A 21105-nucleotide genomic window follows, 5' to 3' on the forward strand; every position below is an offset into this window, starting at 1 on the left:
TCACTCGGTCGCTGCGTCCGGCTCCGGCTGGGCGGCTCGGTGGTGTCGCCGGCTGCGCAGCCAGGCGAGCGCGGCGACGACGGCCGCAACGCAGCCCAGCGCGATCTTCAGACCGGCCTTGCCGTACGCCAGGAAGCCGAGCCCACGCAGGACCCCACCGACCCACCAGGAGAAGTCCGTGAGGCGTCCCCAGTCGCCCCGGTACTCCCAGCCGACGATCCACCAGCCGAGGACGACGAGCGCCAGACCGCCGACGCCGGTGAGCGCGGCGGCGAGAACGAGGTGCTTCGGACGCGAAGTGCTCATGCGTTCGACGGTACGAACACCGGGCATCCGATTCGTCGTTCCGCCGGGGGAGCGCGCCCTCTATCCAAGGGTAGAGAGGGCACCGGGTAGGAATGAGGTGACCGCCGTGGAGAAGAGGGGCGCCGTGACCGAGGAGAACCTCTGGCTGCGCAAGATCGCGGAGAATCCCGACCACTCCGCGTGGTACATCCAGCGGTTCCGCGACCTGGCCGAGCGCGGCGTCGATCTGCACGGAGAAGCCCGCCTGATCGACGCGATGGTCCCGCGAGCCGCCCGAATCCTGGACGCCGGCTGCGGCACCGGCCGCGTCGGCGGTTACCTGGCCGGCGTCGGACACCAGGTCACCGGCGTCGACCTGGACCCGACGCTGATCGCCGAGGCGAAGGCTCAATATCCCGACGCCATCTGGACGGTCGGCGACCTGGCGCTGCTGGAGCTGCCCGCATCCGGCTTCGACGTGGTGGTCTGCGCGGGCAACGTCATGACGTTCGTGGCCCCGAGCACGCGGGTGGCGGTGCTGCGCGGTTTCGCCGCCCAGCTGGCCCCGGACGGCCGGGCGGTGGTCGGCTTCGGCGCCGACCGCGGCTACCCGTTCGAGGACTTCCTCACCGACGTCGCGGAGGTCGGCCTCACCCCCGACCTCCTGCTCGGCACCTGGGACCTGCGTCCGCTCACGCCCGAGTCCGACTTCCTGGTGGCCGTGCTCCGCCGCCGGGGCTGAGCGTGGTTGTCGGATCCTCGCTGTTCGTGGTTGTCGGATCCTGAACCTCCAGGGGTTCAGGATCCGACAACGACAAGGGCACGGTGCCGCCGAGGCGCCCGCAAGAGCGCCTCGGGGCAACCGGCCTCAGCGGGTGCGCTCGGGTCCGTCGTAGTCGATGTGTTCCTTGCGGACCTCGCCGTGCACCGTCTCGGTGTCGGTGACCTTCTCCTTGGCGAGTCGGACGCGTTCCACCGGCACGGTCTCGGTGCGCACGACCGGCCGTTCGGCGTGGAGCACCACCTCGTGCTCGGATTCGGTGATCTCCGGGCCGGAGAGTGCGGCGTCCCGGTTGGCGGCGGTGATCGGCTCGCGTTCGAGCCGGACCTCCTCGTGCGAGACCGGCACGGTCTGCTGCACGTGCTCGGTCACCACGTACTTGCGCAGGCGGACGCGGCCGGTCTCCTCCGACCGGGTGCCGACCCGCATGCGCTCCTCGGAGCGGGTCATCGCGTCGCCGGCGCCCGGACGCCGGGTCGTCGCGTGCAGGCCCGGTCCGGGCTTCGGCGGCATCGTGCTCGCCGTGCTCGCCGTGCTGGTGCCGTGGGTCATCGGCGCTCCGAACGGCGCGGACGTGTCCGACGTGTCCGACGTGGCCGCGTGGTGCGGGGACTCGAGGTGGTAGTGCCGGTACAGCTCGTCGATCTGTTCCTCGGTCAGCCCGCCCGCCGGACCTTCCGGCTCCATCGTCGGTGCGGCCTTCACCTGTTCCTTGTCGACGTGGACGACGACCTGGCCGCCACGGATCTCCGCGTCGGCGAGCGGCACGAACGACTCCTTCGTGCCGAACATGCCGGTCCGGACCGTCGCGAACTCCGGCTGGTCGGTCTCCTCGTCCAGGTAGACCTGGGCAATCGTGCCGATCTTGTCCCCGGCGGGGTCGCAGGCGGTCGCGTTCATCACCCGTGGAAGCTGCTCCTTGGTCAACACCAGCAGTGCTCCTTCCTTCGCTCACGCTCCATACCTCGTCGGGAGCATCGAGTAGCCGCCCGTAGTGTTGCGAAACGTCCTCAACGTTCCTTTTGTCCGTACGGGAGGAGCGCTCCGGATCAGCGGATCGTCACGCCGGCATCCACCTTGAGCTGGGTGCCGGTGACGTGCCGCGCTTCGTCGGAGAGCAGGTACAGCACCGCGTTGCTGACGTCGCGGGCTTCGACGAGGGGCACCGGAAGGGCGTTCTGGTAGATCGGGCTCAAGTCCGGCCGCCCGTCGGTGAGCAGTCCGTGCAGCGACATCGGTGCCATCCCGGTCGCGACGCCGGTCGGGTGGACGGTGTTGACGCGAATGCTCGACGCGGCGAGTTCGTTGGCCAGGGCCAGGCTCATGCCGACGATCCCGTGTTTCGACGCGGTGTACGGCGTCGTCAGCGGGCTGCCCTTGATGCCGGCCGCCGAGCTGATGTTGACGAGGCTGCCACCGCCCCGGGCCAGCAGGTGGGGGATGGCGGCGACGCAGGTGTTCCAGGCGCCGATCAGGTTGACGTCCAGGACGGTCCGCCAGTCCTCGGGGTCGTGGTGCCCCAGGTGCCGGCGGTGATGACCCCCGCGTTGGCGACCGAGCCGTCGAGGCCGCCCAGCTCCGCCACCGCCTCGTTGACCGCCGCCGTCAGCTACGCCGCATCCCGCACGTCGGTGACCGCGGTGACCACTCGGCGACCGAGGCCGGCGACCAGTCGCGCGGTCTCCGCCAGATCGTCCTCGGTGCCGAGCGGGTACTCCAGCTCCGGCAGCGGCCGGCAGAGGTCGACGAGCACCAGGTCCGCGCCCTCCTCGGCCAACCGCACGGCATGACTGCGCCCCATCCCCCGGGCGGCGCCGGTGAGGAGGAAACGTTTGTCGGCGAGCCGACCGGTCATGGGTCTTCCTTTCGTCGGCGGGCGGTGCGGGCTCAGCGGCGGATGATCTCGACGAACGACGCCATGCAGGCGTTCCTCGCGACCCAGGTCGACAAGGGCGTCCACCTGCGCAACGCGCTGCCGGTCGACATGATCGAACCGGCCGACGTCAGTGCGGCGGTGGCGTTCCTGCTCTCCGACGAGGGGCGCTACGTCACCGGCACGAACCTCCCCGTCGACGCGGGCTTCGTCAACCGCATCGGGTGAGCACCGCGCGTGTCCTGCCCAGTCGCGCCGGGCAGGGCACGCCGGTTAGGCCGGCGGTGGGCGTCCGCCCGGAGTGCGCGACAACCACCTGCCGTGCTGCCCGGGATGCGGCAGCTTGATGACCGTCGTGCAGAGTGGGTTCCTGTGCTGAGGTCCGCGACACCATCGACGACGAGATTTGGGCGGGCGGCATGGCCACCGCCGGCGGGACAGGGCGCGAAACACTTGTTGCGGTGCAGGACAGGTAAGGGATGTGGAACGACTGCAACGTCCCCGTGAGGAACGCTTCCGAGCGCTCTACGCCGACGCCTACGCCGCCGTGCTGCGCTTCGTGCAGCGTCGTGTGCACGCCTCCTACGCCGAGGACGTCGTCGCCGACGCGTTCCTCGTGGCCTGGCGGCGGCTGGACGACGCGCCCGACCGCGCCGACGACCTGCGGGCATGGTTGTTCGGCATCGCCCGCCACTGCCTACTCAACCTTCATCGCGGCCAGGAACGCCGGGACGCGCTGGCGGTCCGCCTCGCGGAGACCACGCTGGTGCCGTTCTCCGAGGGCGTCGACGACCACGCGCGCGTGACCGACCAGCGGCTCGACCTGGCCGCGGCCTGGCGACGGTTGAGCGCCGCCGAGCAGGAGGTGCTCGCCCTGACCTGGTTGGAAGACCTCGCCTCACCGCAGGGCGCCCGCGTCCTCGGCATCACCCCCACCGCCTACCGCCTGCGATTACTCCGCGCCCGGCGCGCACTGCGCCGGCACCTGGACACCGCCGAGGCTTCATCGACGCCGATAGGGACCCAGCTGTGAACGTCGACGACACCCGTCTCCGGGCGGCCCTGCGCACCCTCGACCCCGCCACCGCCGACCTCTCCGCCGAGGAGCATCACCATGCGGCCCGCGCGCTGGAGCGGATCCTGGCGACCCCACCTCCGGCCGGCCCGCCCGGACACCCGAGGTCACGTGGCCGCCGGCTGCTCGTCGCGGCGGCGGTCGTCGGCGCCGTGTTCGTGGGAGCGGCCACGTTCCTACAGGTCGGGAACGACGAGCAGGCCTACGCGTCGTGGACGCCCGAGCCCAGGACGTTGAGCGAGGACGAGATCGACGCGGTCGCGCCGGAGTGCCGACGTCAGCTGCGCGGCGGCTCCCTCGACCTGGAGCGGGCTCGGCTGGCGCTGGCGGAGCGGCGTGGCGAGTTCGTCGTCCTGCTCTACCGCACGGACAATCCGGACGTGTCGGGGAAGTGCCTAGCGAGCAACCCCGTCGGCTCGGACGACGTCGACATGATCGGCGCCGGGATCACCGGCAGCAGCGGGCCGACCCAGAAGGCCCCTCCGCGGGCGCTCGTCGAGGGCGGGTTCAGCCAGTTCGGCGATGCCTCGGTCACCGACGGGTCCGTGGGCCCGGACGTCACCGGGGTGACGGTGCGCGCCGGGAAGTTCACGGTCGAGGCGTCGGTGCAGAACGGGTGGTACGCCGCCTGGTGGCCCGGCCCGGCGTTCGACACCGAGAAGCCTCCCGCCAGCGGTCGGTGGGACCCGAAGACGATCGTCCACTACGACCTCACCCTGAGCGACGGTACGGTCCTGCGCGACGTCCAGCCCACCCGGCCGTCCTGACGCACGCCGTCCGCCACCCGGCGAGACCGCCCAGCCAGCCGCTCAGGCGGACGGGGCGACCGGTACGCGCAGGTCACGACCGTTCGGATCGAGTGTGAAGTGTTGCGTGGCCGTGGCCCGGTACAGCCGGTACGGCGCCGAACCCTCCACGTCGCTCCGCTCCAGCCGGGTCACGCCCCGCTCGGCGGCCGGTCGGTTGTAGACCTCGACGCCCGCATCCAGCTCGGCGGCGGGCACCTCGACGGCGACGGCTTGGAGGTAAACGGCCCGGCCCTGGTACACCGGCACCGTCGAGTCGTAGATGACGATGCTCACCGCTGGCCGGACCGCCACGTTGCGGGAGTGGAGGGCATCGGTCTTGGACACCCAGTAGAAGTCCCGATAGCGATCGGCCACGAAGCACACCGGAGAGACCCAGGGTGTTCCCGCCGAGTCGGCGGTGCCGAGCGTCAGGTAGAGGTTCGTGTCGACGATGGCTCTCGCAAGGGCGGTCAGGTCCCCGGACGGAGAATTCACGTGCGGCATCGTGTCACGGGGTCTTGGGCCGTGTCACCAGCGCAGTTCGAGCGCGAGCGGCCCCCGTACGTTGATGGACCTGCGCACCTGCACGCGCTGGTCCGGCACCAACCGCAGGCCGGGCAGGCGCTCGATCAGCGTCTGCAGCGCGACGCGCATCTGCACGCGTGCCAGCGCCGCGCCGACGCAGGTGTGCACACCGGCTCCGAACGCGAAGTGGCGGCTCGGGGTTCGGGTGACGTCGAACCGGTCGGCGTCGGGGTAACGCTCCTCGTCGCGGTTGGCGGCGGCGAAGGCGAGCAGTACGTCGACGCCCTCCGGGAGGTCCACACCCGCGACCGTGGCCGGGCGGGTGACGCGGCGGAACATGGTCGGGATCGGTGGTTCCAACCGGAGCACCTCCTCGACCGCGTTCGGCACCAGTTCCGGCCGCTCGCACAGCAGCTCCCACTGGTCGCGGTGGGCGAGAAGCAGATGGAGGGCGCTGCCGATGCCGTCGGCGGTGGTGATGTGGCTGGCGCCGAAGGTGCTACCGAACGTGGCGACCAGCTCCGCCTCCTGGTCGAACGTCAGCGGCTCGGCGCCGGGTACGAGCGCGGCGACGACGTCGCTGATGAGGTCGCCCGTCGGAGTGGCGTGCCGGCGGCGGGCGTACTCGGCCAGGAGCTGCTGGAACGCGAGCACGGTGACGGCGGCCCGCTCCTCCTCGTCCTCGGTGCTGTCCGGACTGCCCAGGGAGAACAGCGCCCTGCTGCCCGCGTCGGCCAGCGGAACGTCGTCGGGCGCGAAGCCGAACAGCTCCGCGGCGGTCTCCAGCGGCAGCGGCCCCGCGTACCGCGCGACCAGGTCGGCGCCGTCGAGGTCGGCGAACGAGTCGACGAGGGTGTCGGCTCGCTTCCGGATGGTTGCTTCCCGCTCCTTGACGAGGCCGGGCGTCGTCAGGTGCCGGACGTACGGCGTGCGGAGACGGCGGTGGTCCTGGCCGTCGGAGGTGACGTGGTCAGGCCGCTGCGGGTATCCGGTGGCCAGCACCGCCGACGCCGCCGGATACAGGTCCCGGAGCGGCCGCAGGCTGTTGACCGAGGAGAACCCCTCCGGATTCTTGAGGATCGCGTCGACGTCGCCGAAGCGCGTGACGACCCAGGCGTCGAGCCGCGGCGAGTAGAAGACCGGCTCCTCGCGTCGGGCCTGCGCGTAGAACGCGTACGGATCCTCGCCGTGCGTTCCTAATGGATCGAAGCTCGCCGCGAGCTCACTGACCATCACTCGGCTCCTCTGCGGGGCGGACTGCAGTGCCGCTGTCGTTGCCTGAAGAGGATGACACATTCCACTGTGGGCGTTTGCGCGACAATCGTCACGTCCAGACGGCGAGCAGGAGCGCGGCGGCGCCGGCGACCTCCACCCAGAAGTAGAACCAGATCGGGTAGAAGCCGCGGGGCACGTCGACGGCCCGCGCGACCAACCGGCCACCGGCCATGCCGAGCAACGCCGCGGCCACCGCGGTTGCGGCGCCGGCGCGGATACCGCCGGGATCGGCGACCGCGAGGATCAACACCACGGCGATCGCGACGCCGAACCCGCCGTAGACCGCACGGATCTCGGTGCGGGCCGCCGCACCGGTCAGCGTGATGCCGAACGGTCTGACCAGCACTGCCGGTGCGGCCAGGCCGAGGACGCCCATCCCCGCGAACAGCACCGCGAGGGCGACGAGGACACCGCTGGTCACGCCCTCGCCTCGTTTCCGGCCTCGACCGTTTCGACCTTCCGCACATGCCGCCGCATTTCGGTACTCCGTCTGCTCGTGGACTCGCGTTCCCTGCCACCATGGGCCGATGCCGGAGATGCCGCTTCCACGAACGTGCTACCGGCCCCGACTGTGGCTGTGGCCGGGCCAGGCGGTGTACGTCGGCACCGCACTCGGGCTCGACCCGCATCGCGGCTCGGTGGCCTGCCTGGTGGTCGCCGTCGGCGGAACGTTCACGGTCGGCGTCGACGCCCGGCCCGGCCCGGTGGCGCGCAGCGCCCTGATCCCGCCGCGGTTGACGCATCAGGTCATCGCCGAGGCCGACCGGATGGCGTTCTGCTACCTCGACCCGGCCTCAGCGCGATTCCACGGCTGCCGACGCGCCATGACGACCACCGACGGCGGGATCGCCTACCAGCACCGGTACGAGGACGTCCTGGTCGCCACCGCCGGGAACCTCACCGACCGGACGGCCGAACGCTGGCTCGATGCCGCCAGCGGGTCGGATCACCCCGCCGACGCCACCCCGGGCGACGGAGCGCCCGACCGGATGGACCCGCGGATCCGCAAAGCCGTCGACATGCTGCACGAGCACGCCGACCGCAGCGACGTGTCCGCCGCCGACTTGGCTGCGCTCGTCGGCCTGTCCACGTCACGGTTCCTGCACTTGTTCGCCGAGTCGGCCGGCACCAGCTTCCGGCGCTACCGCCTGTGGCTGCGGATGGGCCGAGCCGCCACGCGGATCCGCGACGGTGCCGACCTGACCACCGCCGCGGTCGACGCCGGTTTCGCCAGCCCGTCGCACTACACGAGCTCGTTCCACGCCATGTTCGGTTTGCCGCCGCGTCACCTGCTCGGCACGGACATCACGATCTGCGACTGAGTTCGACGGCCGCAGCACTGCCGGTTTCGGAAGTCTCGCCGGTCAGGACGGCGCGAAGAGCGCTCGGCACCGGCGTCTTCCCGGATCCGTCCGACGCGATCGAGACGTACACGATCCGGGCCGTGCAGGTGTCTCGGCCGTCCCTGCGGACGCAGAAGTGAACGTCGAAGCTCGTCGTGCCGATGCGGCCCGGTCGGACGACGATCTCGACCGAGTCACCCCACCGGACGCCGTCCCGCCAGTCGATCTCCGACCGGACCAGCTGGACATCGAACCCTGCGGCCACCATCGCGTCGCCGCCCAGACCGCGGTCGGCGAGGAAGGCCGACATCGCTTCGTCGAACCAGGCCAGGTACCAGGCGTTGAAGACCACACCCTGTTGGTCGATCTCGTAGTAGCGGGCGCGCCAGGGAAGGACAAAATCAGCAGCTGGAACACCCATTAACCGTTGTCTCCTGGCTCGTTCAAGGGGTCGGGGCCTGGTCGGTCAGGATTGCGCTGCGCGCTTGCGCCTCGTCGCCACCGGGCGTCGCCTTGGCGCGCTGCCGCCACGTGGTGAGCGCGCGCTCGGTGTAGCCGTTGGGCTCCTGCCTCCCGGAGAATACGAGGTCCAGAGCGGCCTGGAACGACGGGCTGGCCTCGAGGTCGTCGCTCATCGGCCGGTAACCCGGCTCGTCGGCGTTCTGGTCGTCGACCAGCGCCGCCATCCGGGCGAACGTCTCGCGGACCTGGGCCTCGGTCACCAGCCCGTGGTGCAACCAGTTCGCGATCTGCTGGCTGGAGATCCGCAGCGTCGCGCGGTCCTCCATCAGACCGACGCCCTCCAGGTTCGGCACCGTGGAGCAGCCGATGCCCAGCCCGACCCAGCGCACCACGTAGCCCAGGATGGACTGGGCATTGGTCTCCAGCTCGTGGCGACTCTGCTCCTCGGGGAGGGCCGCGCCGCCGTCGGGCAGCACCGGCGGCACGAGCAGGTCCCGCCGGTCGGCGAGCGGCCGTCGGCGCAACTCCTCCTGCACGGCATGCACGTCGGTCTCCAGGTAGTGCAGCGCGTGCAGCGTCGCGGCGGTCGGCGACGGCACCCACGCCGTGTTCGCCCCCGCCTTCGGGTGGCCGCCCTTGGTGTCCAGCATCTCGCGTATGGCCGCGGGCTTCGCCCACATGCCCTTGCCGATCTGTGCCTGCCCGGCGAACCCCGCGCGCAGCGCCACGTCGACGTTGCGGTCTTCGTAGGTGCGCAGCCAGGTCTGCGACTTCTGGTCGTCCTTACCCACCACGGGTCCGGCCTCGAAGTCGGTGTGGATCTCGTCGCCGGTGCGGTCGAGGAAGCCGGTGTTGACGAAGATGACCCGGTCGGCCGCGCGGGCGACGCACGCCTCGAGATTGACCGAGGTGCGCTTCTCCTCGTCCATGATCCCGATCTTGAGCGTGGTGGGCTCCAGGCCCAGCGCCTCCTCGACGGCGGCGAGCAGGTCGACCGAGAGCGACACCTCGTCCGGGCCGTGCATCTTCGGTTTGACGATGTAGACGCTGCCGGTCCGGGTGTTCGAGTACTCGGCGTGGCCGCGCAGCTCGTGCAGTGCGGCGACCGCCGAGACCAGAGCGTCCAGAACCCCCTCCAGCAGCGGATCGCCGGCGGCGGTGCGCACGGCGTCCAGACGCATGTGGTGGCCGACGTTGCGCACGAGCAGCAGCGACCGCCCGGGGAGGGTGTACTCGTCGCCGTCGGCGCCGACGTAGGTGCGGTCCCCGTGGATCGCGCGCGTCACCGAGCGTCCGCCCTTGTCGAACGTCGCCGTCAGCCGGCCGGTGCGTAGGCCGAGCCAGGTGCGGTAGGCGGTCACCTTGTCCGGGCCGTCCACCGTCGCGACCGAGTCCTCCAGGTCCACGATCGTGGACACCGCGGACTCCAGCACGACGTCGGACACCCCGGCGTGGTGCTGGGCTCCCACCCGGGTCGACGGGTCGATCACCAGCTCCAGGTGCAGGCCGTTCCGGCGCAGCAGCACTCCGCCCTGCCGGTGCCCGGCGAACTGGGTCGGGTCCGCCAACCCGGTGGTGCCCTCCCGGGTGTCGACGGCCAGCTCACCCGGCGAGGACACCCGGTAGGCGACGACGTCGGCGTGGCCGGCGCCCGCCAGCGGGAAGTAGCGGTCGAGCAGGCGGTCGGCCTCCGCGATGACCTGTGCGCCACGCCGTTCGTCGTAGCCGGGCGTCAGCTCGTGGTCGGTAGGGAGCGCGTCGGTGCCGTAGAGCGCGTCGTAGAGCGAACCCCAGCGGGAGTTCGCCGCGTTCAGCGCGTACCGGGGCACGGTCGCCGGCACCACCAGCTGCGGACCGGCGACCTCCGCGATCTCCCGGTCGACCCGCGAGACCGTGACCGTCGGCTCCTCCAGCGGGAGCAGGTAGCCGATCTCGGTGAGGAACGCTTCGAGCGTCTCGACGTCGCCGGCGCCGTGGTCGCGGTGCCAGGCGTCGATCTGCTGCTGCAGTTCGTCCCGGCGGCGGAGGAGCTCCTCGACCCGCCCGGCGAACTGCTCGTGCAGGCCGGCGACGGTCGACCAGAAGCGGGCCGGCTCCAGGTCGAGTCCGTCGAGCAGCTCGTCGGCCACGAAGGCGCGGAGCGCGGGGTCGACCTGGAGGCCGGCGGTTTCGTCGTTCACGATGTCAGCCTCCGCTCGGCGCACTCCGGTCGTCGTCTCGCAGTAAACGACCGTACCCCTCGGGTGTCGATCCGCGCCCCGCGACGCCCGCGACGAGGACCGGACCCGCGCGGCCCGGCCCTTTCGCGCCGCGTCGGAGGCTAGCGTTCCGTCAAACGCGCACCGGCGCGAGACCCTCGGCCCACGCCCGCCACTCCGCCGCACCGGCGCCCTCGGTGAAGGAGTGCACCGAGACGCCGACTGCATCACCCCACACGTCGCGGCCGAAGACCCGGACGATCGTGTCGTCGTCCCGCAGACCGAGGAAATTCAGGGTCCGGTAGTAGACGTTGCCGCGCGCACCGATCCGGTCGCAGACCTCGGCGAACGAGCCGGGCACGTTCACCTCCACCGACTGCGGGTCACGCCCGGCGAACCACCGCAGGTAAGCCTCCAGGCTGTGCAGGTAGAAGTTGGTGTGGGCCGCGCACTGGGCGTACTGGAGATCGTCGGCGAGGTCCGAGCTGGTGTGCGTGAGGTGCAGGTGGGTGCCCTGGTCCCCGCCGTCCTCCAGCCGCAGGTCCAGCTCGTTGAACCAGCCATCGGCGCCCTCGGCCCGGGTCCGGAAGTGTCGACCCGGCTGCCAGGCGGTGACCGTCCCGCCGTTGGGGGTGAGACCGCGCTCGGTTCCGCCGAGCCGCGGCTCGTACTCGATGTGCCACTGCCATCCGGCGGTGTGGCGGGTGACCGCGTCCCAGGTAGTGGCCGTGTCGGCCGGAAGCGTGCCGTCCCAGCGATAGGTCTCGGGCATCTCTGTCTCCGTTTCGTCGGACTGTTGCGTCAGTACAACCAACGGGGGCCCCAAAAATCGACAGCCGTTCCACACGAGCTTCGGCGGGGGCCGGGCACGGTGTGCCCGGCCCTCGACGCGACGTCCGGCGCGGTCAGGCCTGCGTGGCGATCTTCCAGTGGTAGCCGTCGGGATCGGTGAAGTACCCGGCGTAGTCGCCCTGGCCGGTTTGGGCAGCCGCGGCGGTGACCCGCCCACCGGCCGAGGCCGCGGCGGCGAGCAGAGCGTCGACGTCGTCCCGGGAGGCGGCGGTGTGGGTGAGGACGAGCGCGGAGAAGCCGTCGCCGTGTTCGTCGACGCCGGCGTCCTTCGCGAGCCCTTTCCGCGGCAGCAGCCCCAGCCGGCACACGCCGTCGGCGATCGTGAAGTCGATGAACTTGTCGCCGTAGTCGTGGTTGACGCTCATGCCCAGCGCTTCGTAGAACGCCTTCGACGCCTTCGGCTTGGCGACGCCCAGGTAGACGGCGGTCTCGGTCGGCTGCGGCGGGTCGGGAACCGGATCGCTGTCCTTCTTGGAGGCCGCGGCCAGCTTCCACACGGCTCCGTCGGGAGCCTGGTAGACGGCGGTGAACTCGCCGAAGAACTGCTTCTTCGCCGGCTTGACGACCGTCGCGCCGTTGCCGTCGGCGGCCGCGAGGAGGGCCCTGACCTCGGCGGGCTGGGTGACGATGGAGGACAGGACGTAGCCACGGAAGCCCGAGGTCGTCGGCGTCGCACCGCAGGCAGCGGCGAGCGAGTCGATCTGGTGGAGGGCGAGCCGCCCGGTGCCGCGGAGGTCGAGGCCGTCAGGGTGCTGATCGGCGGTGGCGGAGAACGTCGACGTGTAGAAGACGCGCGCGGCTTCGACCTGCGGCACGCCCAGGGTGACGGTGTCGACGGAGAGCGGCATCGCTGGGTCCTTCCTGCTGCTCGGGCGGGGTGGGAGCCGGACGGGCTCGCTCACTTCGGGGTGCCGGTGACGCGGATGAGGTTGCCTGCCGGGTCACGGAAGGCGCAGTCGCGGACTCCGTAGTCCTGGTCGATGGGCTCCTGGACCACGTCGGCACCCGCCGCCTGGAGGCGGTCGAAGAGCCCGTCGAGGTCGTCGGTGCCGAGCGTGACAGCGGTGTAGACCCCCTTGGCGATGAGCTCGAGGATCGTGCGGCGCTCGTCGTCGGTGATCCCCGGGTCAGCCGCCGGTGGGTGCAGCACGATCGAGGTGCCGGGCTGTCCGACCGGGCAGACGGTGATCCATCGCATGTCTTCGTAACCGGCGTCGGCCAGAACCTCGAAGCCCAGGATGTCGCGGTAGAAGCCCAGAGCGGCCTCGGGGTCGGTGTGCGGAAGGAAGGCGTGCTGAATCGTGATGTTCATGCCCGTCACGCTAGGCACTCCTACCGGGCGCGGGCTTCTCGATTCTTGACCGGTCTGGTGGCCTGCTTGCTCAGACACGGCGGGATGCCCGCCGCGGCCTGGGAGTGGTCGCGGCGGTAGACGCTCGGCGACACGCCGACCAGCTCGGTGAACCGCGTGCTGAACGTGCCCAGCGAGGAGAAGCCGACCTCGAAACACACGTCTGTGACGCTGAGATCGCCGCGGCGCAGCAGCGTCATCGCGCGTTCGACCCGCCGGGTCATCAGGTAGGAGTACGGAGACTCACCGTAGGCGCGGCGGAACTCCCGGCTCAGGTGGCCGATCGACATGTGCGCCCCGCGGGCGAGCGCCTCCAGGTTCAGCGGCTTGGCGTACTCACGGTCGATCCGGTCCCGGACACGACGGATCGCGGCGATGCCCCGCAACCGTTGCGCCTCCGCACGCCCGAGTTCCACGTACCCCATCGTTCCACGTGCCCCCGGGACGCCGGAGTCGGCGAACCCGGACCGGCCACCAGTCGTACTGTCACCGCATGACGCAGACACAGACGCACACCCTTGTCGTCCCCGGTGCCGAGCTGGTTTACGACGTCCGGGGTCCGTTGCCGCCGGCCGACGGGTGCCCCGTGTTGCTCATGATCGGCCAGCCGATGTCGGCGGAGGGCTTCGGATCGCTCGCCCCGCACTTCGCCGACCGCACGGTGGTCACCTACGATCCGCGTGGCCTGGGCCGGAGCGTCCGGACGGACGGTCGGTCGGAGCACACGCCGCAGCAGCAGGCGGCCGACCTGCACCTCTTGATCGAGGAGTTGGGCGCCGGGCCGGTCGAGGTGTTCGCCAGCAGCGGCGGCGCCGTGACCGCGCTGGAACTCGTCACGGCGTACCCCGGCGACGTCGTGACGCTGGTCGCGCACGAGCCGCCGATCAACGCGGTGCTACCCGACGCCGAGGCTGTCGTGCGTGCCCGGGCCGCGTTCCACGAGGCGTACCAGGCGAAGGGCTCGGGGGCGGGCATGGCGGCGTTCATCGCGATGACGTCGTGGCAGGGCGAGTTCACCGAAGAGTATTTCGCCCAGCCCGCCCCCGACCCCGCGATGTTCGGCCTGCCTGCCGAGGACGACGGCAGGCGCGACGACCCACTGCTGTCGAAGAGTTCGTGGGCGGTCTCCGACTACCGACCCGACCCGGCCGCACTCGCCGCGGCGCCGACCCGCATCGTGATCGCGGTCGGGGAGGAGACGGGGAACACCTACACCGGGCGGACGGCGATCGCGACCGCGGCGCTGCTCGGCCAGGAGGCCGCGGTGTTCCCGAGTCACCACGGCGGGTTCCTCGGAGGCGAGCACGGATACGCGGGCAAGCCCGCGGAGTTCGCCGCGCGGCTGCGGGAGGTCCTCGACGCACGCTGACGCCTCCCGCGAATATTTGTGGAGTCAGGGTGCATCCGGATGCGGCGGACCGGTCGTAGACGTAGCTGTGGCAACCAGCCACGTGTCTACGGGAGGAAGTCAGCGATGAAGTTCGTCCGACTGGGCACTCGGGCGGTCGCAGTTGCGGCCGCCGCTCTGCTCGCCGCCGGCGCCGTGGCGAGCCCCGCCGCGGCGACCGAAACGCCGAAGCCGAAGGGGAACAAGTCCCTGGCCGCAGTATTGACCAGCGACAAGAGCGGTTTCGACCGCAACAGCAAAGACTTCGACATCGTCACCGCAGCACTGCTGGCCGTCCTGAAGGCCAAGCCGAAGAGTCCGGTGGGCGTGCTGACCGACGGCAGCAAGCCGCTGACCGCCTTCGTTCCGACCGACGCGGCGTTCCAGCGGCTGGTCGCCGACATCCAGGGCACCCGGACCTGGTCCAGCGAACGCCGCACCTTCAACGCGGTCGCCGGCCTGGGCATCAACACGGTCGAGGCGGTGCTGCTCTACCACGTCGTGCCCGGCGCGACGGTCGACCGGGCGGCGGCTCTGAAGTCCGACGGTGCGAAGCTCAAGACCGCTGCAGGTGCCAAGATCACCGTCGACGTCTACCGCTACTGGCGCTCGAAGGGCGTCCGGCTGATCGACGCGGACCGCAGCGACCGCGACCCGCGCGTCGTCGTCTTCAACGTGAACAAGGGGAACAAGCAGATCGCGCACGCGATCGACCGGGTGCTGCGCCCGAGCGACCTTCCCTGACCTCACGCTCCCGGGGGCGGACGGCGGTAGCCGTCCGCCCCCGGTGACTTACCCAGGCGCCCTGCTTCTATGGTGGGGGCCCATGGCGTCGGTCAAACAGGTCCAGGTCACTTTCGACTGCGCTGAGCCCGAGCGCGTCGCTCGGTTCTGGTGCGAGGTGTTGGGGTACGTCGTTCCGCCGCCCCCGGAGGGGTTCGCCACCTGGGACGACTTCGATCGCACGCTGCCGCCCGAGCGTCAGGGTTCAGCGTTCGTCTGCCAGGACCCCAGCGGCGTGGGCCCGCGACTGTATTTCCAGCGGGTTCCCGAGGGCAAGGTCGTGAAGAATCGGGTGCATCTCGACGTGCGGGTCGGCACCGGGCTCGTGGGGGAGGAGCGCGTGGCCGCGCTCGAGGCCGAGTGCGCGCGCCTGGTCGCGCTCGGCGGGGTACGCGTGGAGCTGCTGCGTGCCGATGGCTACAACGAGTCGTGCCTCGTGATGCAGGACGTCGAGGGCAACGAGTTCTGCCTCGACTGAGTAGCCGTCGCCGTCACGGCAGGGGTTTCCGGAGGATGTAGTTGAGGCCGAACTCGGTCTCGCTCGTCCTCACGTCGACGTAGCCGAGCCGGTGGTAGAACCCGTGTCCCGTGATGCTGGCGCCGGTTTCCATGTGGTCGTAGCCGTCCGTCGCTGCCAGCGCCTCGATGTGGCGCATCAGCCGCCGACCGACACCCTGACCGGCCGCCCGAGGGTGGATGAACATGGTGAAGACCTTGTTGCCGTCGCGGGAAACGGTGCCGAGGACGTCGTCCTCCACGGCGACGAACATCTGCCGCTCTGCGGCGAGGCCGCGACGACTACTCGTCGGATGATGAGACGCGGGTAGCCGGCATGCGTGCGCAATCGGACCTGCTACAGCCTGCAGAATTGCACACGCATCAGCAGGCTCAACCCGATGATGATTCAGGTGAGGCGACGGACGGCGTCGACCACGACGGTGCCCTCGCCGAGTACCGCGTCGTTGTGGTCGGCGCCCTCGACCGCGACGACGTCGACGAGGTTCGCGGCCGCTTCGGCGACCTCGCGGCTCTGTTCGGGTGGAACGACCAGGTCGCGCGTGCCGTGGACGACGATCGTGGGCGCCTCGACGGTGCGGATGTGGTCCACCACCGAGAACCGGTCACGCAGCAGCCAGCCGACGGGCAGGAACGGATAGTGAGCCTTCCCGACATCGGTCAGCGACGCGAACGGCGAGCGGAGCACTAGTCCGCGTGGCTGCTCGGAGAGGCCCGCGGCGAGCCGGGTGACAACGGCGGCGCCGAGGCTCTCCCCGAACAGAACGATCCGGTCGGCGGCGAACCCGCCGGCGCCGGTGAGGTAGCTCCAGGCCGCGCGAGCGTCGCGGGCGAGCCCGTCCTCGGACGGCTCGCCGGGATTGCCGCCGTAGCCGCGGTAGTCCAGGAGCAGCACGGTGAGCCCGGCCGCCGCGAGCTGCCGGGCCAGCGGTACGCGGTCGGCGCGATTGCCCGCGTTACCCGGCGCCACCAGGGCGGCGATCCCCGGTTCCGACGGTGCCTCCGGTGCAATCCGCCATGCGGTGAGCCGCAGCCCGTCGTCGGTGGCGAGAGCGACCTCCGTGACCGCAGCCGGCACGGGAGGCGCGGCGCGGTCGGGGAAGTAGATCAGCCGCCGCTGCAGCGCCCACAGCATGCCCACCACCAATCCGATGACGATCGCGACGATCAGCCCTGTCCGGCACCACCGGCCCATGCCGACCCACGCTAACGCCTACCCGCCGGGGACTCCGACATGACGCCCGCACTCCGTTGACTTGTCGCAAGCAATGACGCAACATGTTGAGACAAAGCTTGCGACATAGGAGGCGTCATGTCGGAGGAGGCAGTACCGGAGGGTGGCTCGCCGGTGCGCCCGGCGCACCTCGAGATAGCTCGCCTGTGGCTGGCCGCACGCGGCCTGACCGATGTCCCGCCACCGCTGCTGGCGGCGCGCCTGACGGCCCGACGACGTGCGCGCCTGGCCGCCTCCGTCCTGCTGGCCGTGTTCCTCTGCGCAGCTGCTCTCGTCTACGTCTCCGCCTTGCCGATCCGTCCCGCGGATGACGAGCTCGGGACGCAGCGGCGCTGGGCGCTGGTGGTGCTGACGGTGCTGGTGGCCGGGGTGGTGCTGGGCCTGTCGCTGCTGGACCGGTGGGTGCGGCGGGTCGATCAGCAGGCGGGCGCGGAGTTGCCGCGACGGGCGACCCACTCCGTCCGGCCCGGCTGGCGCACCGTGCTCGGCGTGCCGCGGGCCGCGTTGCTGGCGATCACGTACGCGGCCGCCGCGGTGCTGGCGCTCGTGGCCCTGACCGTGCGGGACGGCGCCGCGAAGTACGCGGCGGTCATCCTGCTCATCGGGCTGTGCGGGGTCGGGGCCGGCACGGCCGTCCAACTGCGCCACGTGTTCACCCACCCGGTAGTGGCCGACGACGAGGACTCGCTGAAGGCCGACTTCCTCATGCGTGTCGAGGACGCCCGCGAGGTGGCCCTACCGACCGTGGTGTGGTCACTGCCGATCGTGTCGGTATTCGACACCGGACTCGATCCGTGGAACACGGGCTGGCTCGTCTTCATGATCCTGAGCATCATCGCGCTCCTCCTGATCACCGCCTGGGAGGGGCGGCGCGCACTGGCGGCCCAGCACGCCTCGAGCGCCCGATGAACAGCATGATCGTCATCGACTCGGCCTCACCCGTTCCACCGTTCGAGCAGCTCCGCGCCCAGCTCGCCCGCCAGATCCAGGACCGCACGCTCGCCGTGGGCACCCGGCTGCCGACCATCCGCCGCCTGGCCGCGGACCTCGGCCTGGCGGTCAACACCGTCGGCCGGGCCTACCGCGAGCTGGAGGAGGCGGGGCTGATCGAGACCCGCGGACACGCCGGCTCGTTCGTGTCCGCCGCCGGTGAGGAGGGGCGCGAGCGGGCGCGTCGCGCGGCCGTCGAGTACGCCACGGTCGTCGCCAGCATCGGCCTCGACACCAACGAAGCCCTGCGCATCGTCCAGGCGGCCCTGACGAAGGGCATCGCAGCGTCACCCTCGCCTTCGCCCTGATAGGAGGGCTCGGCGTGGGCACGCCGGGTCTACTGTGGTCACGTGGCAGCGGAGGGCTTCCGGCTCGGCATCGACTTCGGCACCTCCCACACGGTGGCCGTGCTCCGCGGATCGGATGGCCGAGTACGCCCCCTGCTGTTCGACGCCTCACCGCTGCTGCCCTCGGCGGTGTTCGCCGGCCGGGAGCTACTGACCGGCGCGGACGCCGAGCGGGCCGGCCTCGTCGCGCCGGCGGGGCTGGAGCCGAACCCGAAGCGGCGGATCGACGACGGCACGGTGTGGTTGGGCGGCCGGGAGGTTCCGGTCGTGGATCTCGTCGCTGCGGTGCTCCGCCGGGTCGTCGAGGAGGCGCGGCGGGTGGCGGGCGGACCGCTCAGCGAGGTGGTACTGACCCATCCGGCCGGGTGGCAGCGAACCCGTCTGGGCCTGTTGGCCGACGCGGCCGAGCGCGCCGGGTTGGGCGCCGTCGGTTTCGTTCCGGAGCCGGTCGCCGCCGCCGCGTACTTCGCGCAGGTGCTCGGAGAGGAGATCCCGCCCGGTCAGTGCCTGGTCGTCTACGACTTCGGGGCCGGCACGTTCGACGTCAGCGTGGTCCGGCCCCGCGGGCAGGACCACGAGGTGGTGGCCTCGGCCGGCCTCCCGGAACTCGGGGGTCTCGATCTGGACGCTCTGGTCGTCGCACACGCGCGGACGCTGACCGGGGACGCCGCCGACCCGTGGGCGCGGCTGGATCGGCCGCAGACGCTCGCCGAGCAGCACGCGCACCACCTGCTGTGGCGAGGGGCGCGGGCGGCGAAGGAGCAGTTGTCCCGCCACTCCACGGCCGACGTGCACGTCCCGCTCGCCGAGTCCGCGGTGCACCTCACCCGCGAGGAGTTCGAGACGGCCGCGCGGCCGCCGCTGGAGCGGACGACGTCGCTGACCCGGCGGGTGCTGGCAGAGGCCGGGTTGCCGCCGGAGGAGATCGGCGGCGTGTTCCTGGTCGGTGGCTCATCCCGGATCCCGCTGGTGGCCACGCTCCTGCACCGGGCGGTGCGAACCCCGCCGACCGCGCTCGATCACCCGGAGCTCGTCGTCGCCGAAGGTTGCCTGTACGCGACCGCTACCAGGCCCATGCTCGCCGCAGCAGCGGTCCCTCCGGCCGAAGCCACAGTCGCTCCGGACGGGGACGCCGCCACCGCCGCGCAGCCGGTCAGCGTGAGCCCGGCTCCGCGGCCGTACTCACTCGAGACTCCGGACCTCCCGGCTCGCCACCCCGCGACCGCGCTGCGCCGGATCCCTCGTCCGGCGTGGCTGACTACCGCGGCCATCCTCGTCCTCGTAGTCGCCTTCTGGATCGTGAACCCGTCGGACGACGGAGGAGTCACCGGCGCGAAGCTCCTCGCCACGCTCGACGGCGACGGCGCCGTGCGGAGCGTCGAGTTCAATTCGGACGGCACGGAGGTCCTCACCGGCGGCGACACCCGAATGCCCGAGCGATGGAACTTGGAGCGCCGCACGGTCATCGACACGTTCCCCCTTCAGTACTCGCTGCCGGTCAGCGAGGTGGCGTACTCCCGCGACGGCACGACGATGGCGTTCGTCGGCGGCCCGCTGCACTACTGGAGCGTCGCGATGCAGCTTCGAACCGGTGGCGACGACCGCCACGAGCAGACCGTCGGGGTCACCGCCGTGGCCTTCAGTCCGATCGATGACCTGATCGCGACCGGCGACAACCACGGTGACGTGCTGTTCTGGGACACCGCACGCAACCTCATGGACGGCGATCGCATGCAGGTGTACGAGGACGGTGACGTGACGGACGTGGCGTTCAGTCCGGACGGGCAGTTCCTCGCCACCGCGGGCAGCGACGGCGGAATTCACCTCTGGGACGTGCTGAATCGCGAGACCGTCGGCGCTGCGCTGCTCGGGCACGAGGGCGTGGTGCTCGGCATGGCGTTCAGCCCGGACGGCAAGACGCTGGTCAGCGGAGGTGCCGACGGCACCGTCCGGCTGTGGGAGGTCGGCGACCGGGAACCGATCGGCGACCCTCTGACCGGCCACGACGGCCAGGTCTTCGAGGTCGCGTTCAACCCGGACGGCCAGACGGTGGCGAGCGCCGGAGCGGACGGTACCGCCCGGCTCTGGGACGTCGTCGAGCAGGAGCAGATCGGCAACGCGCTGACCGGCCACCGATCCGAGGTCTACGACGTCGCGTTCAGCCTGGACGGCGGGCGCCTCGCCACCGCGAGCGAGGACACGACGACCCGGATCTGGGAGTTGGAGCACTAAAAGGTCGCTTCCGACCGGCACCCCCCGCGGCACGCCTGGCGCTCGACGGCACCTTCGGCGGGATGCGCGGCCGCTCCAGACCGACCCGCGGAGCACGAGGTGACCGCCGATTTCGACGAGCGAGTGCAAGCCTCGGGCCGCCGAACTGCGGGGCGACCTGCGACAGACCGCGACCCGGACGCGCGCCTGCGCATCCGGGTCGATCCGGCCGTCGGTCACGAGCGTGCGCCGTCAGGCGGGCAGGCGTCGCGCGATCGCGGGGATGACGATCGCGGCGGCGACCAGGTGGGTGAGCATCAGCAGCATCTTCGTGCTGACAGCGGCGTCCGCCAGCACGTCCGGGACGAATGACAGCGCGGTGAGCGCCAGGGTGGTGCGGACGAAGATGCGGCGCGGGTGCCGGGCAAAGCGTCGCAGTGCGACGGCGAGAACCAAGCCGACCAGCGAGAACAAGGTGGTCATGATGGCGAACCCGGGCACCGGGATGGGCTCGCCGGCGATGTCCAGGCTGATTCCGGCCGCGTGGCCGGCCGCCGCGACGGCGGAGGTGGCGAGGCTGGCTACGGCCGTGGCCGCGATACCCGCGACGACCAGGGAACGGGTCGTGGGCGCAGCGGCGAGTTGTGTGGTGGTGGACATGGCGGGCCTCCGATGCGGTGCGGACCGGTCCTGCGCCGGTCGCTCGTGGTTGTTGAGACTGGGTCCGCCGGGAAAAGTGATCGGTCCGGTCTCGGCCTGGACCGATGAGGTTTTGCGGTGGATGCCGTCTCAACACCGCACGAGGCAATCAGCCCCGGCAGAGGAGGCA

25 protein-coding genes and 1 pseudogene are annotated in these 21105 nt (G+C 71.1%); 11 read left to right on the forward strand and 15 right to left on the reverse strand.

From position 1 onward, the window contains the following. Positions 1 to 306 carry a hypothetical protein gene (locus tag ABEB28_RS05490; protein ID WP_345726868.1) on the reverse strand — a complete coding sequence of 102 codons (306 nt, stop codon included), beginning with the start codon at positions 304 to 306 and terminating at the stop codon, positions 1 to 3. Between the two features lie 124 nt (positions 307 to 430). Between ABEB28_RS05490 and ABEB28_RS05495 the strand changes: the two genes are divergently transcribed. Continuing rightward, positions 431 to 1027, forward strand: coding sequence for a class I SAM-dependent methyltransferase (locus ABEB28_RS05495; RefSeq protein ID WP_345727051.1), 597 nt, complete (start codon positions 431 to 433; stop codon positions 1025 to 1027). Positions 1028 to 1153: 126 nt separating this feature from the next. On the opposite strand, the gene ABEB28_RS05500 is transcribed toward ABEB28_RS05495, so the two are convergent. Further along, positions 1154 to 1996: a DUF2382 domain-containing protein gene (locus ABEB28_RS05500; RefSeq protein ID WP_345726869.1), complete on the reverse strand. Its 843-nt coding sequence runs from the start codon at positions 1994 to 1996 to the stop codon at positions 1154 to 1156. A gap of 119 nt (positions 1997 to 2115) precedes the next feature. Continuing rightward, a pseudogene (locus ABEB28_RS05505) lies at positions 2116 to 2921 on the reverse strand (mycofactocin-coupled SDR family oxidoreductase). A 42-nt stretch (positions 2922 to 2963) separates the two neighbouring features. Here ABEB28_RS05505 and ABEB28_RS05510 point away from each other — a divergent pair. The 3 genes from ABEB28_RS05510 (at position 2964) to ABEB28_RS05520 (ending at position 4781) form a co-directional block, all read left to right on the forward strand. Beyond that, complete coding sequence (locus tag ABEB28_RS05510; RefSeq protein WP_345726870.1) at positions 2964 to 3167, forward strand: SDR family oxidoreductase; 204 nt, start codon at positions 2964 to 2966, stop codon at positions 3165 to 3167. Positions 3168 to 3420: 253 nt separating this feature from the next. Next, the gene (locus ABEB28_RS05515; protein ID WP_345726871.1) at positions 3421 to 3972 is read left to right on the forward strand and encodes an RNA polymerase sigma factor; all 552 of its coding nucleotides are present in this window, start codon (positions 3421 to 3423) and stop codon (positions 3970 to 3972) included. Then, complete coding sequence (locus ABEB28_RS05520) at positions 3969 to 4781, forward strand: hypothetical protein (RefSeq protein ID WP_345726872.1); 813 nt, start codon at positions 3969 to 3971, stop codon at positions 4779 to 4781. The genes ABEB28_RS05515 and ABEB28_RS05520 overlap by 4 nt, the downstream gene beginning before the upstream one ends. A gap of 42 nt (positions 4782 to 4823) precedes the next feature. On the opposite strand, the gene ABEB28_RS05525 is transcribed toward ABEB28_RS05520, so the two are convergent. The 3 genes from ABEB28_RS05525 to ABEB28_RS05535 all read right to left on the reverse strand — a co-directional run bounded on the left by ABEB28_RS05525 (position 4824) and on the right by ABEB28_RS05535 (position 7023). Beyond that, a complete protein-coding gene (locus tag ABEB28_RS05525) occupies positions 4824 to 5297 on the reverse strand; it encodes a pyridoxamine 5'-phosphate oxidase family protein (RefSeq protein WP_345726873.1) in 474 nt (157 codons plus the stop codon). Positions 5298 to 5330: 33 nt separating this feature from the next. Then, a complete protein-coding gene (locus ABEB28_RS05530; RefSeq protein ID WP_345726874.1) occupies positions 5331 to 6560 on the reverse strand; it encodes a cytochrome P450 in 1230 nt (409 codons plus the stop codon). A gap of 91 nt (positions 6561 to 6651) precedes the next feature. Further along, a complete protein-coding gene (locus ABEB28_RS05535; protein ID WP_345726875.1) occupies positions 6652 to 7023 on the reverse strand; it encodes a DUF4345 family protein in 372 nt (123 codons plus the stop codon). A gap of 106 nt (positions 7024 to 7129) precedes the next feature. Here ABEB28_RS05535 and ABEB28_RS05540 point away from each other — a divergent pair, with 106 nt between their 5' ends. Further along, complete coding sequence (locus tag ABEB28_RS05540; RefSeq protein WP_345726876.1) at positions 7130 to 7924, forward strand: helix-turn-helix domain-containing protein; 795 nt, start codon at positions 7130 to 7132, stop codon at positions 7922 to 7924. Here the strand turns inward: ABEB28_RS05540 and ABEB28_RS05545 are convergent. From ABEB28_RS05545 to ABEB28_RS05570, 6 genes are all read right to left on the reverse strand, one after another. Then, positions 7908 to 8366, reverse strand: a complete 459-nt coding sequence (locus tag ABEB28_RS05545) for an acyl-CoA thioesterase (protein ID WP_345726877.1) — start codon at positions 8364 to 8366, stop codon at positions 7908 to 7910. The genes ABEB28_RS05540 and ABEB28_RS05545 overlap by 17 nt on opposite strands. 22 nt (positions 8367 to 8388) lie before the next feature. Next, complete coding sequence (locus ABEB28_RS05550; protein ID WP_345726878.1) at positions 8389 to 10587, reverse strand: malate synthase G; 2199 nt, start codon at positions 10585 to 10587, stop codon at positions 8389 to 8391. A gap of 151 nt (positions 10588 to 10738) precedes the next feature. Beyond that, the gene (locus ABEB28_RS05555; protein ID WP_345726879.1) at positions 10739 to 11377 is read right to left on the reverse strand and encodes an SRPBCC family protein; all 639 of its coding nucleotides are present in this window, start codon (positions 11375 to 11377) and stop codon (positions 10739 to 10741) included. Between the two features lie 133 nt (positions 11378 to 11510). Then, positions 11511 to 12305: a VOC family protein gene (locus tag ABEB28_RS05560; protein WP_345726880.1), complete on the reverse strand. Its 795-nt coding sequence runs from the start codon at positions 12303 to 12305 to the stop codon at positions 11511 to 11513. A 50-nt stretch (positions 12306 to 12355) separates the two neighbouring features. Next, the gene (locus ABEB28_RS05565; RefSeq protein ID WP_345726881.1) at positions 12356 to 12769 is read right to left on the reverse strand and encodes a VOC family protein; all 414 of its coding nucleotides are present in this window, start codon (positions 12767 to 12769) and stop codon (positions 12356 to 12358) included. Positions 12770 to 12789: 20 nt separating this feature from the next. Next, the gene (locus ABEB28_RS05570; RefSeq protein WP_345726882.1) at positions 12790 to 13233 is read right to left on the reverse strand and encodes a helix-turn-helix transcriptional regulator; all 444 of its coding nucleotides are present in this window, start codon (positions 13231 to 13233) and stop codon (positions 12790 to 12792) included. 68 nt (positions 13234 to 13301) lie between these two features. Between ABEB28_RS05570 and ABEB28_RS05575 the strand changes: the two genes are divergently transcribed. The 3 genes from ABEB28_RS05575 to ABEB28_RS05585 all read left to right on the forward strand — a co-directional run bounded on the left by ABEB28_RS05575 (position 13302) and on the right by ABEB28_RS05585 (position 15456). Then, complete coding sequence (locus ABEB28_RS05575; protein ID WP_345726883.1) at positions 13302 to 14177, forward strand: alpha/beta fold hydrolase; 876 nt, start codon at positions 13302 to 13304, stop codon at positions 14175 to 14177. A 105-nt stretch (positions 14178 to 14282) separates the two neighbouring features. Continuing rightward, positions 14283 to 14939, forward strand: a complete 657-nt coding sequence (locus tag ABEB28_RS05580; RefSeq protein ID WP_345726884.1) for a fasciclin domain-containing protein — start codon at positions 14283 to 14285, stop codon at positions 14937 to 14939. A gap of 82 nt (positions 14940 to 15021) precedes the next feature. After that, positions 15022 to 15456: a VOC family protein gene (locus tag ABEB28_RS05585; protein WP_345726885.1), complete on the forward strand. Its 435-nt coding sequence runs from the start codon at positions 15022 to 15024 to the stop codon at positions 15454 to 15456. Positions 15457 to 15469: 13 nt separating this feature from the next. Here ABEB28_RS05585 and ABEB28_RS05590 read toward each other — a convergent pair whose 3' ends face one another. Further along, positions 15470 to 15886, reverse strand: a complete 417-nt coding sequence (locus ABEB28_RS05590; RefSeq protein ID WP_345727052.1) for a GNAT family N-acetyltransferase — start codon at positions 15884 to 15886, stop codon at positions 15470 to 15472. Next, positions 15883 to 16689, reverse strand: a complete 807-nt coding sequence (locus ABEB28_RS05595; RefSeq protein WP_345726886.1) for an alpha/beta hydrolase — start codon at positions 16687 to 16689, stop codon at positions 15883 to 15885. Before ABEB28_RS05595 ends, ABEB28_RS05590 begins: the two co-directional genes overlap by 4 nt. A 117-nt stretch (positions 16690 to 16806) precedes the next feature. Between ABEB28_RS05595 and ABEB28_RS05600 the strand changes: the two genes are divergently transcribed. From ABEB28_RS05600 to ABEB28_RS05610, 3 genes are read left to right on the forward strand one after another with little or no spacing between them, the layout of a single operon-like run. Further along, positions 16807 to 17637 (forward strand): hypothetical protein, encoded by an 831-nt coding sequence (locus tag ABEB28_RS05600; RefSeq protein WP_345726887.1) that lies wholly within the window; start codon positions 16807 to 16809, stop codon positions 17635 to 17637. 5 nt (positions 17638 to 17642) lie between these two features. Continuing rightward, the gene (locus tag ABEB28_RS05605; protein WP_345727053.1) at positions 17643 to 18026 is read left to right on the forward strand and encodes a GntR family transcriptional regulator; all 384 of its coding nucleotides are present in this window, start codon (positions 17643 to 17645) and stop codon (positions 18024 to 18026) included. 42 nt (positions 18027 to 18068) lie between these two features. Then, the gene (locus ABEB28_RS05610) at positions 18069 to 20297 is read left to right on the forward strand and encodes an Hsp70 family protein (RefSeq protein ID WP_345726888.1); all 2229 of its coding nucleotides are present in this window, start codon (positions 18069 to 18071) and stop codon (positions 20295 to 20297) included. A gap of 231 nt (positions 20298 to 20528) precedes the next feature. Here the strand turns inward: ABEB28_RS05610 and ABEB28_RS05615 are convergent, their stop codons facing one another. After that, positions 20529 to 20936: a DUF6069 family protein gene (locus ABEB28_RS05615; RefSeq protein WP_345726889.1), complete on the reverse strand. Its 408-nt coding sequence runs from the start codon at positions 20934 to 20936 to the stop codon at positions 20529 to 20531. Positions 20937 to 21105 lie beyond the last annotated feature (169 nt).

The sequence above is a fragment of the Cryptosporangium minutisporangium genome, assembly GCF_039536245.1.
GTDB lineage: Bacteria > Actinomycetota > Actinomycetes > Mycobacteriales > Cryptosporangiaceae > Cryptosporangium > Cryptosporangium minutisporangium.